This window comes from Exiguobacterium aurantiacum (assembly GCF_024362205.1).
Taxonomy (GTDB): Bacteria; Bacillota; Bacilli; order Exiguobacteriales; family Exiguobacteriaceae; genus Exiguobacterium; species Exiguobacterium aurantiacum_B.
In genome coordinates, this window is sequence record NZ_CP101462.1 from 1,548,625 (window position 1) to 1,563,989 (window position 15,365).

18 protein-coding genes are annotated in these 15,365 nt (G+C 51.9%); 6 read left to right on the forward strand and 12 right to left on the reverse strand.

From position 1 onward, the window contains the following. The first annotated feature begins 41 nt into the window (after nucleotides 1-41). On the forward strand, nucleotides 42-662 hold the full coding sequence (locus NMQ00_RS08040; RefSeq protein ID WP_255176267.1) for an NAD(P)-dependent oxidoreductase: 621 nt from the start codon (nucleotides 42-44) through the stop codon (nucleotides 660-662). A 17-nt stretch (nucleotides 663-679) separates the two neighbouring features. Further along, the gene (locus NMQ00_RS08045) at nucleotides 680-4,060 is read left to right on the forward strand and encodes a dynamin family protein (RefSeq protein WP_255176268.1); all 3,381 of its coding nucleotides are present in this window, start codon (nucleotides 680-682) and stop codon (nucleotides 4,058-4,060) included. Between the two features lie 160 nt (nucleotides 4,061-4,220). Here NMQ00_RS08045 and NMQ00_RS08050 read toward each other — a convergent pair whose 3' ends face one another. Continuing rightward, complete coding sequence (locus tag NMQ00_RS08050) at nucleotides 4,221-4,802, reverse strand: histidine phosphatase family protein (RefSeq protein WP_369696440.1); 582 nt, start codon at nucleotides 4,800-4,802, stop codon at nucleotides 4,221-4,223. 203 nt (nucleotides 4,803-5,005) lie between these two features. On the opposite strand from NMQ00_RS08050, the gene NMQ00_RS08055 reads away from it, so the two are divergent. Next, on the forward strand, nucleotides 5,006-5,557 hold the full coding sequence (locus NMQ00_RS08055; RefSeq protein ID WP_255176270.1) for a P-loop NTPase family protein: 552 nt from the start codon (nucleotides 5,006-5,008) through the stop codon (nucleotides 5,555-5,557). Nucleotides 5,558-5,586: 29 nt separating this feature from the next. On the opposite strand, the gene NMQ00_RS08060 is transcribed toward NMQ00_RS08055, so the two are convergent. The 11 genes from NMQ00_RS08060 to NMQ00_RS08110 form a co-directional block, all read right to left on the reverse strand. Further along, complete coding sequence (locus NMQ00_RS08060; RefSeq protein WP_255176271.1) at nucleotides 5,587-6,567, reverse strand: Gfo/Idh/MocA family protein; 981 nt, start codon at nucleotides 6,565-6,567, stop codon at nucleotides 5,587-5,589. Nucleotides 6,568-6,586: 19 nt separating this feature from the next. Beyond that, nucleotides 6,587-7,063 (reverse strand): GNAT family N-acetyltransferase, encoded by a 477-nt coding sequence (locus NMQ00_RS08065; RefSeq protein ID WP_255176272.1) that lies wholly within the window; start codon nucleotides 7,061-7,063, stop codon nucleotides 6,587-6,589. A gap of 6 nt (nucleotides 7,064-7,069) precedes the next feature. Next, nucleotides 7,070-7,552 (reverse strand): SRPBCC family protein, encoded by a 483-nt coding sequence (locus tag NMQ00_RS08070; RefSeq protein WP_255176273.1) that lies wholly within the window; start codon nucleotides 7,550-7,552, stop codon nucleotides 7,070-7,072. Between the two features lie 48 nt (nucleotides 7,553-7,600). Next, nucleotides 7,601-8,110: a GNAT family N-acetyltransferase gene (locus NMQ00_RS08075; RefSeq protein WP_255176274.1), complete on the reverse strand. Its 510-nt coding sequence runs from the start codon at nucleotides 8,108-8,110 to the stop codon at nucleotides 7,601-7,603. 25 nt (nucleotides 8,111-8,135) lie between these two features. Further along, nucleotides 8,136-8,897 (reverse strand): hypothetical protein, encoded by a 762-nt coding sequence (locus NMQ00_RS08080; protein ID WP_255176275.1) that lies wholly within the window; start codon nucleotides 8,895-8,897, stop codon nucleotides 8,136-8,138. A 15-nt stretch (nucleotides 8,898-8,912) separates the two neighbouring features. Then, entirely contained in the window at nucleotides 8,913-9,446 is a 534-nt protein-coding gene (locus NMQ00_RS08085) for a DUF2199 domain-containing protein (protein WP_255176276.1), read from the reverse strand. Nucleotides 9,447-9,463: 17 nt separating this feature from the next. Beyond that, nucleotides 9,464-10,213, reverse strand: a complete 750-nt coding sequence (locus NMQ00_RS08090; RefSeq protein ID WP_255176277.1) for a DUF2750 domain-containing protein — start codon at nucleotides 10,211-10,213, stop codon at nucleotides 9,464-9,466. Between the two features lie 163 nt (nucleotides 10,214-10,376). Next, nucleotides 10,377-10,625 carry a hypothetical protein gene (locus tag NMQ00_RS08095; RefSeq protein ID WP_255176278.1) on the reverse strand — a complete coding sequence of 83 codons (249 nt, stop codon included), beginning with the start codon at nucleotides 10,623-10,625 and terminating at the stop codon, nucleotides 10,377-10,379. Nucleotides 10,626-10,682: 57 nt separating this feature from the next. Beyond that, complete coding sequence (locus NMQ00_RS08100; RefSeq protein WP_255176279.1) at nucleotides 10,683-11,459, reverse strand: hypothetical protein; 777 nt, start codon at nucleotides 11,457-11,459, stop codon at nucleotides 10,683-10,685. A gap of 71 nt (nucleotides 11,460-11,530) precedes the next feature. Continuing rightward, the gene (locus tag NMQ00_RS08105; protein WP_255176280.1) at nucleotides 11,531-12,214 is read right to left on the reverse strand and encodes a hypothetical protein; all 684 of its coding nucleotides are present in this window, start codon (nucleotides 12,212-12,214) and stop codon (nucleotides 11,531-11,533) included. 91 nt (nucleotides 12,215-12,305) lie between these two features. Continuing rightward, nucleotides 12,306-12,740 carry a hypothetical protein gene (locus NMQ00_RS08110; protein WP_128122501.1) on the reverse strand — a complete coding sequence of 145 codons (435 nt, stop codon included), beginning with the start codon at nucleotides 12,738-12,740 and terminating at the stop codon, nucleotides 12,306-12,308. Nucleotides 12,741-12,916: 176 nt separating this feature from the next. On the opposite strand from NMQ00_RS08110, the gene NMQ00_RS08115 reads away from it, so the two are divergent. The 3 genes from NMQ00_RS08115 to NMQ00_RS08125 all read left to right on the forward strand — a co-directional run bounded on the left by NMQ00_RS08115 (nucleotide 12,917) and on the right by NMQ00_RS08125 (nucleotide 15,216). Beyond that, nucleotides 12,917-13,363 carry a hypothetical protein gene (locus NMQ00_RS08115; RefSeq protein ID WP_255176281.1) on the forward strand — a complete coding sequence of 149 codons (447 nt, stop codon included), beginning with the start codon at nucleotides 12,917-12,919 and terminating at the stop codon, nucleotides 13,361-13,363. 26 nt (nucleotides 13,364-13,389) lie between these two features. After that, on the forward strand, nucleotides 13,390-13,791 hold the full coding sequence (locus tag NMQ00_RS08120) for a group-specific protein (RefSeq protein WP_255176282.1): 402 nt from the start codon (nucleotides 13,390-13,392) through the stop codon (nucleotides 13,789-13,791). 201 nt (nucleotides 13,792-13,992) lie between these two features. Then, complete coding sequence (locus NMQ00_RS08125) at nucleotides 13,993-15,216, forward strand: MFS transporter (protein ID WP_255176283.1); 1,224 nt, start codon at nucleotides 13,993-13,995, stop codon at nucleotides 15,214-15,216. The last annotated feature ends 149 nt before the right edge of the window (nucleotides 15,217-15,365 follow it).

Consider the following 15,365-nt stretch of genomic DNA (forward strand, 5'->3'; position numbering starts at 1 on the left):
GCGTTGGATATTTTCTTTAATCTTGATGGGGAGGGGTTTACTTGTCAACCATTGCTTTATTTGGAGGGAGCGGCCGCACGGGGATGCGGTTGCTCGAACGTTTATTAGAAGACGGACACGACGTCAGACTCTTGTCACGCCGCGAGGTCGAACCGAAGGCTCGTCTCACGGTCATCATCGGGGACGCGACCGATGCGGATGCCATCGCGGAGACGGTGAAATCGGCCGACGTCGTCATGTCGGCGCTCGGGACGGATAAGCAGGACGTCTTGTCCCGCTTCACGCCGCTCGTCATCTCGGCGATGCAAGCAGCCGGAATCAAGCGCATCTTGACGGTCGGGACGGCCGGCATCTTGCAGGCACATGATTCTGACAACTATCGTTTCGAGACCCGCGAGTCGAAACGTTCGATGACGACCGCGGCCGAGGATCACGCCCGGGCGTATGAACTGCTCGACGCGTCGACTCTCGATTATACAACCGTCTGCCCGACGCAATTGATTGAAGATGCGTCCGTCGGGAACATCGTCATCACAGCTGACGTGCTCGGGACACAGAACTCGGGACCGATCTCGCGTGACGACGTGGCAGATCTCGTCATTCAAGCTTGGGAGAACAACTCATATCGTAGACATCGCGTCGGCATCACGACGGAATCATAAGTAGGGGATGGGGATTTATGAACGAACAACGCATGCGCCTCGCGCAATTGACCGACGTATTTGACATGCAAGCTGAGACCGAATCGGCTCGTCTCGCCAAGACCGCACTCCGAAAAGTGACACAAAATGAGATTTGGATTGCTGTCTGTGGTCATTTCTCGGCTGGTAAGTCGACACTTCTCAACAATTGGCTCGGGGACGGTGTGTTACCGACGAGTCCGATTCCGACGAGTGCGAATATCGTGACGCTTCGACATGGGGAAATCGGTGCATCCGTCGCCGTCAACGACACAGATTGGATTCGACTCGCGCCGGATGAGCTCGACCGTTTGAGCGACTACTGCAAAATCGAAGAGATTAAAGAAGTCGAGTACGCTCTGTCCCGCTTCCCGTTCGGAAGCGACGTCGTCCTCATGGACACGCCCGGGATTGACTCGACCGATGAACGGCACCGTCAAGCGACGGAACGATCCCTCTTCCTCGCCGACCATCTGTTCTTCATGATGGACTACAATCACGTCCAGTCCGAACAAAACATCAAACTGATGAAACAGTTCAGCGCCGAAGGGCGTCCCTACTCAATTATTATCAACCAAATCGATAAGCACGATGAAGGAGAGCTTCCATTCAGTACGTTCAAACGCTCGCTCGAGACCGCCTTCACTCGTCACGCCATCAATCCGGACGATATGTTCTACATCTCGCTCCGTGAGCTCGATCACCCAGAAAATGAGGTCGAACGCCTCCGGACGCACGTCCAAGCCGTCATCGACGCCGCGCGGGAACATTCGGAAGCACGCGCCGACTTGCTCGTCGACACGTTGCTCGCCCGGTCTACTCGTGCGAATGACGCGCTCCTGAACGAGTTACCGGTCGTCGAGAAGCAGCCGACGGAGATTCAAGCCCGCCTGCAACGCCTCGACAAGAAGGCGATATGGCTCACCGCGTTCCACCGCGAGTTCTTCAAACACCAGACACCGATCGTCGCGAGCGCGCCGATCATGAATTATGAGTTCCGTGAACTGTTGCGGGACTATCTCGAGAGTTGTGCGCCGGAGTTCAAGGTCGGCCTGTTCTTCTCAAAAGACAAGACGCGCCAGGAACGCCTGCGTCGCGAAGACATCGCCGTCAAGGAGTTCAACCGATTGATCGATACGAACCTTCGCCCCCACTTGATCAAGTACGCCGAAGACATCGTCCGCGATTTGAAACTGCCCGAGGCGATTTTGTCCCGTCCGGATACGTTACCGACTGCACCGAGCACGCTCATCAGTGACCAAGTGAAGTCCGGTGCATCGCTCAGTGGTGACACGGTGCTTCAATTCAGCCGCGACATCGAGTCGGCCCTCGCCTCTTGGGTGACGAAAGTGTCCGAACCGTGGGTCACGTCCGTCGAAACGTATCTTGAGGTTGAAGGCCAAGACCGAATCCATTCCATCGAGACCGAGCAAGACGAATTGTATGACATGCTCGACACGCTGGCGCTAAAACGTCAGCTGGCGGAACAGAGAGACGAGCTCACCCATTACACGACACGTGACCTCTCGGATTCGCGTTTGACGGACCTTGAGACCCGTCACTACGTCACGGCCGGCCAATTACCGCAGAAACAAGTCGAACATCAGCAACAAGAAGTTGCCTCGACCTCGCTTCTGGTGGATGATATCACCGCTTTGTCGTTTGATTTTTCTTATGAATATGCGGTATGTGAAATATTAGAGAACCATCCGTTATTCAAGTCACGCGTCAAATCGCTCCGTCATAAATTGGCCCGGGCCGAATCCGAGACGTACACGCTCGCCATCTTCGGGGCATTCTCGTCCGGCAAATCGTCGACGTTGAACGCGTTGCTCGGTGAGACTGTGCTCCCGACGTCACCGAACCCACTGACGGCGTCGATCACGAAAATCGTGCCGCCGAACGGCCGTGCCAACAAGAGCGCGTTGATCACGTTCAAGACACGTGCCGAACTCGAGGCCGAGCTGAACGGTTACGGGGCGTCACTCGACGCACTCCATCTCGACCACCCGTTCGTAAACGCCGTCAAGAACGCTCCCCTGTCCTATCTCGGTAGCCAGAAGACGGTCGACTATGACACGTTCTGCTCGTTCGTTACGGAGGAAGAGAAGAGCTGTATCGTCAAAGAGATCGAGCTCGCCATCGACTCCCCTTGGGCCGAACGTGGCATCATCTTCGTCGACACGCCGGGTGCCGACTCGCAGTTCAACCGTCATAGCGAGGTACAGTTCGGCTATATGCGTGACGCCGACGCCGTCCTGTTCGTGACGTATTACAATCACGCCTTCACCGAGGCCGACCGTGAACTCGTCATCCAGCTCGGACGTGTCCAAGGGACAGGTGACCATCACATGTTCTTCCTCGTCAACGCGTCCGATTTGGCGGCGGATGAGGCGGAACAGCTTGCCGTCACCGATTATGTGTCGAACCAGTTGACGAAGCTCGGAGTCCGTCATCCGACGGTGCTACCGATTTCGAGCCGGAACGCCATCCAGGGCACGGACGCCGGGTTCGACCGATTCTCGGTCAAGCTCGAGCAATTCGTCGACCACGATTTGCGTCAGGCGAACGCGGTCCGCATCAAAGATGAGGCACATGCCCTCGTCACCGCGTTCGAGGACGTCGTCCGCGAGGCCGAAGCGGATGCGAGCGTCAAGGCGGCCCGCCGTGACAAGCTCGAACAAGTGCGCACGTCTGACAATCGTCTCAACGTCACGACGCTCGAAAACCCGTTCCAGCGCGAGACGGACGAGTTGCTCGCCCACCTCGAAACCCGCTCGCTCCTCCGGCTGTCGGACTTCGTCAAAGAGACGTTCCACCCGATCGAGGTCGATGGATCGAAGGCGAGCCTCGAGCGCGCCCTCAGCCGGACACTCGACAAGTATGCGTATGACATCCATCAAGAGCTGCAAGTGTTCCAATATCGGCTCGAGCGCTTCTTGAAACGGGAGACGGAACGCTTGATCGAGCGCGAGACGCTCAAACTGCGTCCGCTCTTGCCGACGTTGTCTTTCGAAGACGACATCGACATCGATTGGCTCCGCGACGCCGTCGACCCGGTCACGTTCGAGGCGGCCCCTTTCCGTCCCGTCTTAAAGCACTATAAGAATGCGAACCAGTTCTTCGAAGGCGATGGCCGGACGAAGTTGCGCGACGACTTGAGCGCCCTGTTGAAGACGGCGGTGCGTGAACAGCTTGCGCGCGTCGGAAGTCATCAAGTCGAACGGACGGCGACGCACCTTGCCGCGCTCGAGACGACGCTCAGCCAGGACTGGGACCGTGAAGTGAACGACCTCGTCGCCGGTGAATTGAGCGTGCTCTCGGACGGACAATCGTTCCAAGACATGACACAGCGCCTCGCTGCGCTCAGAAAGGACTGAACGCATGGGTTCTTTGTTGCTCGTCGGATTGATTCCGGCCGTCATCATGACGGTCGCACTCGGCTTGTTTATCCGCCATCTGTATCTGAATAGAGAGTAGACTTTGAAGGATGGGACCGAAACCGGCCCCATCCTTTTTTCACGTCGTCATAAACCGACTTCAAACCACTCCTTGACGGTCCCAAAGCTTTTCGACGCTCAATAGTTCTTGTTGATTGAACGTCACTTTATATACGTCCGGCATATCGAGTTCTTTCCAGAACGTATAGCCATACTGTTCATCAAAATAATTGAGGATCAGCACCATGATATTCCCATGCGTACCGATTGCGATTCGCTTTCCTTCGTATTGGTCGAGTAGTGACTGAATCGCACGGACTCCCCGCTGTTGAGCGACAACGTTCGATTCGCCGCCTTCCCATGCAAAAGTAGGATCTTCCCACACTTTTGTCATCGCCAGGGTAAAATTCTCGGCCGGCTCTGTCATCAATGTCCGCTCTCTCAAGTCATCGATGAGCAGAACTTCTGTTTCAATCTGGTCAGCAATCCCTTGGACGGTTTGAATAGCTCGTTTATATGGACTCGAAACGACGAGATCAATCTTTTCTTCACTCAAGGTGTTCGTGATGTTACGGACGTCTCTCTCTCCCTTTTCAGATAAGGGTCTCGTCCATTCATCGGCTGTATATGTAGAGTGTGCATGTCTTACGAAATATAAGGTCGTCATGTCATCGTCTCCCATTCTATGTATGTCATCATTCACTATTATTCCACTGATACTTATTGTAAAATTATCCAGCGTGACTTCATTATAATCCTCAAAAAGAGCATAACGCCTACATATTTTTTTTCGATGAAGACGACATCGAAGTTGGAACGGTGAGAATATACCGTGAGAGTTCACGATGTAAGCCGCAAAAATATAGGTTGATGGGAGAGGCAAACATGAAAAGCAGAATTCACATACTGGGCGCTTCGGGCTCCGGCACGTCAACACTTGGCGACGCGTTAGCGAACATCTTGCCGCATACTCATCTGGATACGGACGATTATTTCTGGACCACCAAGTTCACCGAACCGAGACCCGTCCCTGAACGACGCGAGATGCTCAAAGAAGAGTTGTTCCAATCTGAACGGTGGATTCTGTCAGGGTCACTTGTCGGCTGGGGCGACTGCTTCATGCCCTATTTTGATTTGGTTATCTTTTTATGGATTCCGCCCGACGTTCGTTTGGCTAGATTGCAACAACGGGAGCTCGAACGCTATGGAGCAGCGGCACTCGCTGGCGGCAACCTATACGAGCAATCACAAGCGTTTTTGAGATGGGCCGCCCTTTACGACCATGCCGGGACGGAAGTCAGAAGCAAGACGTTGCATGAACAATGGCTGGCTGAACTGTCTTGTCCCATCCTAAGGATCGAAGGTGACTACTCGACCGAGGAACGGATCGCGATGGTGATGAATTTTCTAAAAGCGGATTTTAGGCATAACAAATGAGCCTCGAGAACATGCTCGAGGCTCATTTGTTATGCGTCGGCCGGATACCGCACGTCGATACGATGTCGAATGTCCGTCATGACGTCCGCGAGTGTGAGCATATCGTCAACTGAGTGGATGTCGGTTTCCCGCTCCCCAGCCTCAATCATGTTCACGAACGATTGAATCTCATACGTCATATGGGCTGCCTGTTCTGAGCCGAGTTCGACGGTCGTCCCGTCGCGGCCAACGAATGTCAAGCGGTCGAGCGAACCGATGTCGTCAATCACGATGCGCCCCGCTTCCCCGATGATTTCGGACGGGGCGTCCGTGCCATGGATCTTCGAGTGGAGCACGATGATGTCCATGCCGTCATACGCCAAGATGGCCGAACCGCTGCCGTCGACGCCCGACTCGAGTTTGACCGCGTTCGCCTGCACGCCGTCCGGTCGACCGAACAGTTTCAAGGCCGGGCCGAGGCAATAGACGCCGAGGTCCATCAGCGAACCGTTCGAGAAGGCGGGATTGAACGTGTTCGGGTTGTCCCCGCGCTTATACAAGTCGTAGCGTGACGAGTATTGCGACTTATTCAAGATGACACGCCGGACCGGTCCGACGCGATGGAGTTCTTGACGCAACACATCGAAGTTCGGCATGAACAGGTTGCGGAGCGCTTCGAGCAAGACGACGTCATGTTGGCGCGCCGTCTCAAGCATCTGTCTCACTTCCTCGACGTTCGAGGCGAACGGCTTCTCACAGAGGACGTGCTTGCCGTGACGCATGAACAGCAGGCTCTGCTCGGCGTGGAGCGAGTTCGGGCTCGCGATATAAACCGCATCAATCAACTCACTGGACGCCATCTCCTCGAGTGAGGTGAACGTGTTTGGAATATCAAATTCTTCGGCGAACGTTTTCGCACGCTCGTCTGTCCGGGAATAGACGGCGGACACGGATGCGCCTTCGACTTCATGGGTCGCTTCAATGAAAGAACGGGTGATAAAGTTCGTGCCAATGATACCGAATCGAATCATAGGAAAATCCCTCTTTTCTTTAGATTGTGATGACTTTGCTAAGCATGATTTCGTCATGGAGCGGGATGCCGTGCTCCCCGATGACGGGGATCGACGGTTTCTGAAGCCGGGCCGCATCGACTGCTCCCGGAATGATCCGTACGAGGCGCCAGCCTCGGCGTTGGTAAAATGCGAGCGCTCGCAAATTGTCGTTCGTCGTGATGAGCGACAGCCGTTCAATCTGATATCGCTTGGCAACTTGCTCGACTTCATCGAGGAGCGCCGAGCCGATACCGCGCCTCTCGTGCAGACTGTCGAGTGAGATGATTTCAATCGCGTCTTCTCGAATGACATACGTGACGAGCCCGATGATGACGTTCGCTTCTGACCAGACGAACCCGTCAAGTGTGGCGCAATCAAACGTCCCGGTCGAGATGACCATCTCAGAAGAGCCCCAGGCATCGATAAAAAATGCACGGACCGCGTCACGCGTCGAAGAGCTAATCGGTTCAATCATCGCCGATCACTCCGCCTCTCGGGCAGGTGATAGTTTTGGTTTACTCGCCTCAGCGTAAATCCGGAATTGTTTGAACTGTTCATCGTACACCAGCCGGATGGCCCATTTGAACGCCTTCACATAAAGGGCATAGAGCCATGAGGATGGAATGAGTGAGATGCGAATCGTCACGTCGGTCCCGTCTGCTGTCTCGCTCAACGTATACGTCGCAATCGCCACCCCTTGATTCGTCACCGCCTGCACCTCGCATTCGTGAGGACGATTGACATGGGTCAACTCGGATTCGACCCGAATCTCTTTCTTCTCGAACTGTTGGACCGAGATGAACCGTTTTCCCGTCACGAGTGAGGCGTCACCATCCTCGTAGATGTTCTCGATCAAATGGTCGTTCCATTTGATGATATGTTCGTCTTCTGCGAGACAAGCGAACGTATGGTCAATCGGTGCGTCGATTGTCATCGTATATGTAGCTACTTCAAGTTGTTTCACATCAAATCCTCCTTCATCGATAGACAATCCTTCTTCTTTTCATTTTCGTTAGACAAGTTCTTTTTCAAAACAGACATACTGTTCATGTCCTTTCGGTTTCGAATCAAAATGAACGCTTCCACGTTCCACGTAGCCGTGTCGTTTGTAAAAGTTGCAGGCTGCCTCATTCCCTGAGAAGCTGTCGAGCCGGATACTGGTGTAGCCTTCCGTTTTCGCAAACTGTTCCGAGGCATGCAACAGGGCTTTTCCGCTGCCTTGACCTTGCCGCTCCGGATGCACCATTAAGGAATGGATGACGAGTGAATGGTCGTGACGCCAGTCGATCGCCTCCCATTCGGGCGACTGCCATTCGTCGAGCACGACGACGCCGATCAACTGCTCACCGTATTTCATGACATAGACAGAATCGTCTTTGATACATTCCTCAAAATAGGCGCGGTTCGGATACGTATCGTCCCATTGAAAAATCTGTCGGGCGAGCAAATCGTCTTTACAGGCGTGATATAGTCGTTCGATTGCATTTACATCTGATGGTTTGGCTAGTGAGATTGTAGTCATTCCAATGCTCCGTTCTTGAAGATAATTATTTCGTATTGATAATCCGCTCGTATTTTTTATACTCGTCGTGGTCCATGCTTAGACCGAGCAGCTCAGCGATTGTGTCTTGTCGCCACGTGGTGGGATTGAAATACTGCGAGCCCGTGTTGAACCAGCGCCCCTTTTGATCGAATCCCCACGTATACTTCACCCGGTCAAGCCCTTGCTGTAAAAGCATCTTTCCTTCTGCTGGATGGGCCCGCAAGCGATGTTCGCCGAGACGAATATATGGTTCGACGGCCCACGGGCATCGTTCAATCGCTCGTTGAACATATGTATAATCGAAATGATCGATGTCTCTCCTCGCCAACGCAATACATAGCAGGCCGCTCACTTCTACCGGTCCTTGTTCGATAAGTGACTCTGCCAAGGCGACATCCTCGTCCGTGATGACAAAGTCATTCCAACCCGTCCAATATAAGGCGAGCGCGAAATAGAACGGATCATCCGGATGAAACGTATGGGCAGTGAGACCAAAGCTGTTCACCCGGGCAAAATCTTTGATGGTATCGATCAATTCATACCCGATGAGCCAGTCCCAGCGGCTGTTATCGGTCGGATCCATCATCACGCGGTCAATCAACATCTGTTCGATGCCTCGGGTCTGTTGAAGGTAATGTTCGAGCTGTTTGAACTGGTTCGCCTCAACGTAGGCGTCGATGCGATCCATCATCGCTTGTTGCTCCACCGAAAGGGTCTCGTTGCCTGAATCCAGCTCAAAGATATTCCCTACGTTATAATCGTTCAAAGATGTGTTCTCCTCTCATGCGTCGCTTTCCACGATGCGAGCCAGTTCTTCAATCCGTCCGCGGGTGATTCCTTCCCGCTGTTCGACGGCAAGCAGATGGTCGGTCGGCTCTAATTCGATGAACGGCCGTATCCCCACTTCTCGGGTATGAACGTTCGTCTTCAAATTGAGGGTGTCTGGATAGCCAGGTAGTTCGGTGGCGAACCAGCCGAACATCGGGTCAAGTTCGACGCGGGACGGCTCATCCCACAAATCGAGCATGCGGAAAAAATTGTCGGCACTAAGTGACACCCAGACGTTCCAAGAAAAAATCTCATCTTCTCCGACAATCGGGAGCTCCACACAGCCGTAGACAAAAAAATGAGCCTCATCGACGACGCATAGGTCATCGGTCAACACGACGCGTCGCTTCAACTGCTTCTTCGAGAAGCCTTCGATGCTTGCCGGCATGACAGAACCGTAACCTAATAGGGTTTTGTGTTCCTCGCGACAGTTTGAACACGAACAATTGTCGAGATGATCGCGTTTTTTGGAAAAAGGATTTATCATAGTTGCTACTCTCTTTTCTATAAAAACAGATTATGTTCGCGGTATGTGAAATAAAATAATTCGAAATACTCTAGAATGGTTTCTGGGTCATATTCCAATCCTAACAACTCGCTAGACCAATCGAGGCCGCACAGCAGCTCATCATCCGACATGTTTGGCAACCAGCGTTCTAGGAATAATTTGACCGGCAACTCGATCACATGATAGTCGGCCCATTCTTCAGCTCGGCACGCGAGCGCAAGCTCTCGGGACGAAAAGAATAACAAGACGTCTGTCGCATCGAAATGCGATGGTGCGTACGCCCACCCTTCGTCTTGCTCTGCAGATAATCCAAAGACGAGTCCATTTTCCTCGACTCGTTCGCAAAACGTCTCGAGCACATCGCTTTCCGCCTGCTTCACTTCGACGAACGCCTCAAACGAATGCGCCGCCACCTCGAGTTCATTTATCTCGTGCCACCAGACGTAAATCGTCTTCTGATCGTCTTTCAAAAAGCCGAGCTCATCACCAGATCCATTCGTCGCAAGCGTCACGAACCCTTCCGGCAACTCCTCTTGTTTCAACTCATTGGCTCTAATCACATCATCCCATGTTTTATTGAAAAAGCGCTCGTCCTTGATCGGATAGAAAAACCAATCTCCAAGTTCAAACTTGTTCCCATGCCCCCATGCGTCACGCAAGCCGTCTGGGAAGCGTGCCCCCACTTGTTGCTCCACCTGTTCAATCTCTTCCATCGCAAAACCTGGAAGGTTTGTCTCAAGCCTCATCTCATCGCCCTCTTTCTAACATCAATAACATGAGTATACTGAATTTACAAAAAAGAGGGAATTGATTCCGGCAAGTTGATTCAATGATTAAACACGATTCTGTATGACTAGACGTGTAAAACGTAAAAAAAGACCTGTATATCAGGTCTATCATCACGAGAAATTATTCGGTTGTACGCAGTAACTTCTTCACTAATTCGACGACGTACCATAGGAACACCGTCACTAACGCAGCCTCGCATGCGCTTACGCCAAGAATAAATAATAACGTTCCGACATCTTCGAGCTCGTCAAAACCGAACTGCTCCAATTGCCAATCGTGAACGATTTGATAATAGGTAATCAAGACAAAAGCTACTGGAAACACACGCCAATAGAACGTCTTGATTCGCTTCGGTAAATGGAATTCCATCTGTCTCGCTCCTCCTCATCAGTCAGCACCTTGATATCGTCGACTGTAAAATGGTCATCATTCGTCGACGATTCGAACGCCGCTCACTTCATAATCACCGATTTTCATGAAGTGGAACCGTTCGCCCTCCTCTAACCCTCTAGCAGTTCCCGAAAACTCATCTACAACGTCAGGACGTTTCCGTGCACCGAACGGCCACTTGTACAACAACCCGTCTTTTACGAAGTAGCCGACCTGTCCTTGAATCGTCAGCGCCGAACTGTCGTGAAGTCGCTTCGGCGTCTTATACTTGTTGAGTCGACCGGTCACATCGATATGAATCAAGTCATACCAAATCGACGGACAGAGCCAGACCCCGGTTCGATTTGCTTGCAACAATTCGCAGTCGACAATGTTCGGTGGACGTACAAAATCTGACTGATAGCGTTGTAACACTTCACCTGTCCTCGAGAAACAGACGAGTGCCTCGGTGGATATCCCTTCCCCGAACACCCCTTCATCGGCATAGCCGATCCAAACCCCCGTGTCGTTGACGGCGACCGCTCCGATGGCGTTGCCCGCATGGAACGAATGAAGTATCGACCCTCGTCCATCGATGACCCAGACATTGCCGGGTGTACCTTCGTGCGTCACATCGACGACGAGAAACGTTTCTGAATCAAGGAGACGGATGAATGGCGAACTCAAATGAAACGGCAGTCGTATCGTCCGCTCATTCCAATAGACGACCGGGCCATCCTGATCCACCAGAACAATCACTTCGTCACCTGATAAATCGGCATCAATTATGCTAAACCCATCCATTTTAAATAACGTCTCAACATGTAGCTCCATCCAGTTTCACCTCCCATATTCACTGCTATCTTTTTGTTCAATCGAACACGATGAATCGTTTAAACGTTTACTCAACGAGTTAGACGGTCTTGATACTGCTCGAGCCTTCTGCGGAAGCGGTCAACTTCTTCCGGAGTCACCGAATCTTTCATTCCATAGCGCTCGTCAAAATACGACTTGAAATCGATGTCCGTCAGTTCGATGCGCCATGCCCACTCTAAAATCGTCTCTGCCGGAAGCCATTTCTTCGTCGGCGGTAACGCCTGATTGAACGCGATGAGAGCGTCCCGAATCGTCACACCGGTCCAAGCCGGTTCTTCGACACTCGTTATCGAGCTCGGGACTGAATGACGCGAGAACGTCCGCGTCGTGAACGAAGCTGTTTCGTCAGCTCGCTTGCGGTGCTGAAAACGAATGTTAGCGGCAAAAATCACTCCGCTAAGCAATACACAGGCTAGCAACAACTCCCAATAGAAGATGCCGTCGCCTCGTTCGATGACGGTCGTCACGGAATCAATCGTATAATCCAAATAGTCCAGTTTCAGACGAGACTGTTCTTCTTCTTTTGGTATCCTCATCTTTCCTTCGGACGACTCCATCAAATACTCAGATTCTGCCGGTGTCGGTCGCAACTTCAAGCCCGACGTTGGAGCACGATACCACCATTCCATCAATAAGCTGATAAGACGTATTCCAATGAAGACCGTTCCTACCGTAAGCACTGCGGTCAAGCCAAGCCGAATCATCCAACGCATATTGTCGCCTCCTCGAGGGCTGACTTACATTAATTGTATCATCGGACGTTGTCACTTGGAATAATCATCCATCAAAACTCTTGTCATCGTTTCACAGAAGATGCATCTTAGCGACCTGACTTGTTGGCCGCAGCTTTAGAATCTCGGTCGCTAATTCGTTCGCTTCATCATCCGTCATTAATTTGTCGGGAATCGCATTGAAAAAGAGCAAGTATTCCTTTAGATCTATGCGGCTAGAATCAAGCTCGACAGCACGTTTCGCATGTTCGTAGGCCCGTTCATAGGCATGAGGATGGTGACAGAACGGTTGGCTCATGAGAAGCGACGCAGCCTCTTCCCAATCCGCAGTCTGCTCAACTTGAATCTGATCGCATACGATTTCGTAGACCGCTAAATCATCTGTATTAAACGCAACTTCAAGAAATGTATCTAACACCACTTCGTGAGCGAGCGACTTCACTAGACGTTGAACGGTCGTTCGGTCATTTGAGAGGATCGCCTTGTGCAGTTGTTTTTTCAGGCTCATTTGAACGATTGCCCCTTCCTATATAATTTGCCAAAGCTCTGTTTCCATCTCTTTACGTTACGATTCGTTTCAAGTAAATAAATCCACCTCTTCACCTTGACATACTATTCCTTTAGTGTAAAATTACACTTGTAATTAAATGTAAATATAACCCTCATCCAGAAAGGGGTGTCCTGATGGGCAATCCAAAGAAATGCCTCATCGTCTTGTCATCGGTCTATATACTCGCGTTCATCGTGAACCTGATTCCATCCATCATGTTCCCTGATGCGACGATTCAGCCGATTCATGCGGTCGCCTCCTGCTTACTGCTCGCTTGCATGTTCGGGACGTGTTTATTACGGAATCGTGTCGCCAAACTATTAATTATGGCTATTCTGTTCGCAAGTGTGACCGTGTTCACCTTGAACAGCTTCGAAACATATATGTATGACATCGTGGTGTTGGACGCTCTGTTCGCGATTCAGTATCCGCTCTATATTTTGTTCGTGACGCCCCTGTTCGGCCTCAACTTCTTTCTGAACGTCAATCCCGAGTACGTCGCGTTGCTCGTCTTTTTTATTGCGATTTTGTTGCTTATCGTTCATGAAGTAGCGGTGACGAAGTTTAGCCAAGTCCATTAAATTTTCGCAACCATAGGAGGAACCTTATGCACTTCTATATCGGCTCACGCTTCGCAAACATCGAGCGAGTGAGAGAGCTGCGTGATACTCTTCTCTCTCAAGGTCACACGCATACATACGACTGGACGACGAACGACCGCGCCACGACACTTGAAGACTTGCGAGTCATCGGCACGAGCGAGTTCGAGGCCATCAAGGCTTCGGACTTCGTCGTCATCTTACTGCCGGCGGGCAACAGCAGCCATGTCGAGCTCGGGATCGCCCTCGGTGCAGGTGTGACGGTGTTCATACATGATGCCACAAATCGCTTCGACGATTTTGAGACGACGAGCACGTTCTATCATCTACCCCACGTCATCCAATTGACCGGATCGCTCGAGGACGTGCCTCGGAACATCACCGCCCACTTTGCCGGTAAAACGCGTTAAGCTAATTATTCGTTTCTACACATTCGACAGCTATCTGGCTCTAACAAAAAGTATATCTCATCCTCTTTGTCCAATCTATGGAAAGAAAGCGAGCCGGATAATCAATTATATAAAATTTTGAAATCGATTGGATTTATCTGGTACATCAATCATTTTTGTGACATACTGTTCAAAATCTACTTTTGAACGGGGACGATGGAAATGCGTACTTGGAAACAACCTTTACTTTTACTTGCTGGCGTCGGCATCTCGAACCTTGGGGCCTGGGTGTACTTCATCGCCCTCAACTTGATCGTCCTCGAGATGACGCAATCGCCGTTCGCCGTGTCGGTCCTCTACATCCTCGTCCCGCTCGCGGCCCTATGCGCGAATGTTTGGTCAGGCTCGGTCATCGACCGCACCGACACGCGCCGCTTGATGATGTGGCTCGATGCGCTCCGTGCCGTCGTCGTCTTCAGTCTCGCTTTCACCGACTCACTCGCGCTCATCTATGTGCTCGTGTTTGGATTGAATATCGCGAGCTCCGTCTTCGAATCGGCCTCCCTCGTCTATATGACGAAACTCGTCCCAAGCGCTGACCGGCAACGGTTCAACGCGCTCAAGAACTTCGTCCAATCGGCCGGGTTCATCTTAGGACCGGCCATTGCTGGGCTTTTGTTCATGATTGGCAGCCCGACGTTCGCCATCCAGTTGAACGCGCTGGCGTTGCTCGTGTCCGTCGGGATTCTCGCATGCTTACCGAGGCTGTTCACGGCCAGCGAGGAGGTCGAGGTATTCAGCCTGCGCATGATTATCGAGGACTGGAAGACGGTCGTCCGGTTCGCGTCGACCATGCGTTACGTGACGCTCGTCTATGGTCTATTCTGTGTCATGACGATTTTCATGTCGGGGCTCGACTCACTCGAGGCGTCGTTCGCGACGCAAGTGCTCGGTTTCTCCGAGAGTCGATACGGCTTTCTCGTCAGTGTCGCCGGAGCCGGGATTATCGCCGGCTCCATCATCAATGCGACGTTCAGCGCTCGGATGACGTTACCGTTCTTAATCAGTTTCGGCGCCATCCTAACACCTGTCGGCTATCTCGTTTTCGCCTTCTCGGAATCGTTCGTGCTCGCATCCGCCGGGTTCTTCCTGCTCACGTTCGCCCTATCGTTCGCGAACACAGGCTTCTTGTCCTTTTATCAGAACAACGTGCCGACCGAACTGATGGGCCGCTTCTCGGGAGTGATCAATGTAGTCGAGTCCATCCTCATCATCGGGTTGACGTTTGGCATCGGCCTCCTCGCTGAATATGTCGGGATTCGTTCGACATATGTCGCCTTCTCACTCGCTTTCTTACTTGTTGGCTTGGTCACGGTTCGGGTGGTGATAGAGCGATCGAGACAAGCTTTGTATACGTCAGCTCTACACGAGGAGCAAGCATCCTAATGCGGTTATAGTTTTGGCGAAACAACAGAAAAAGCCGATTGAGACCATTCTCTCAATTGGCTTATTATAACGTTTGAGTCATCTGATCAATGTGTTCTTCTACCACAGCAATAAGGACATCCGGACGATCTAAATGGCATACGATGATT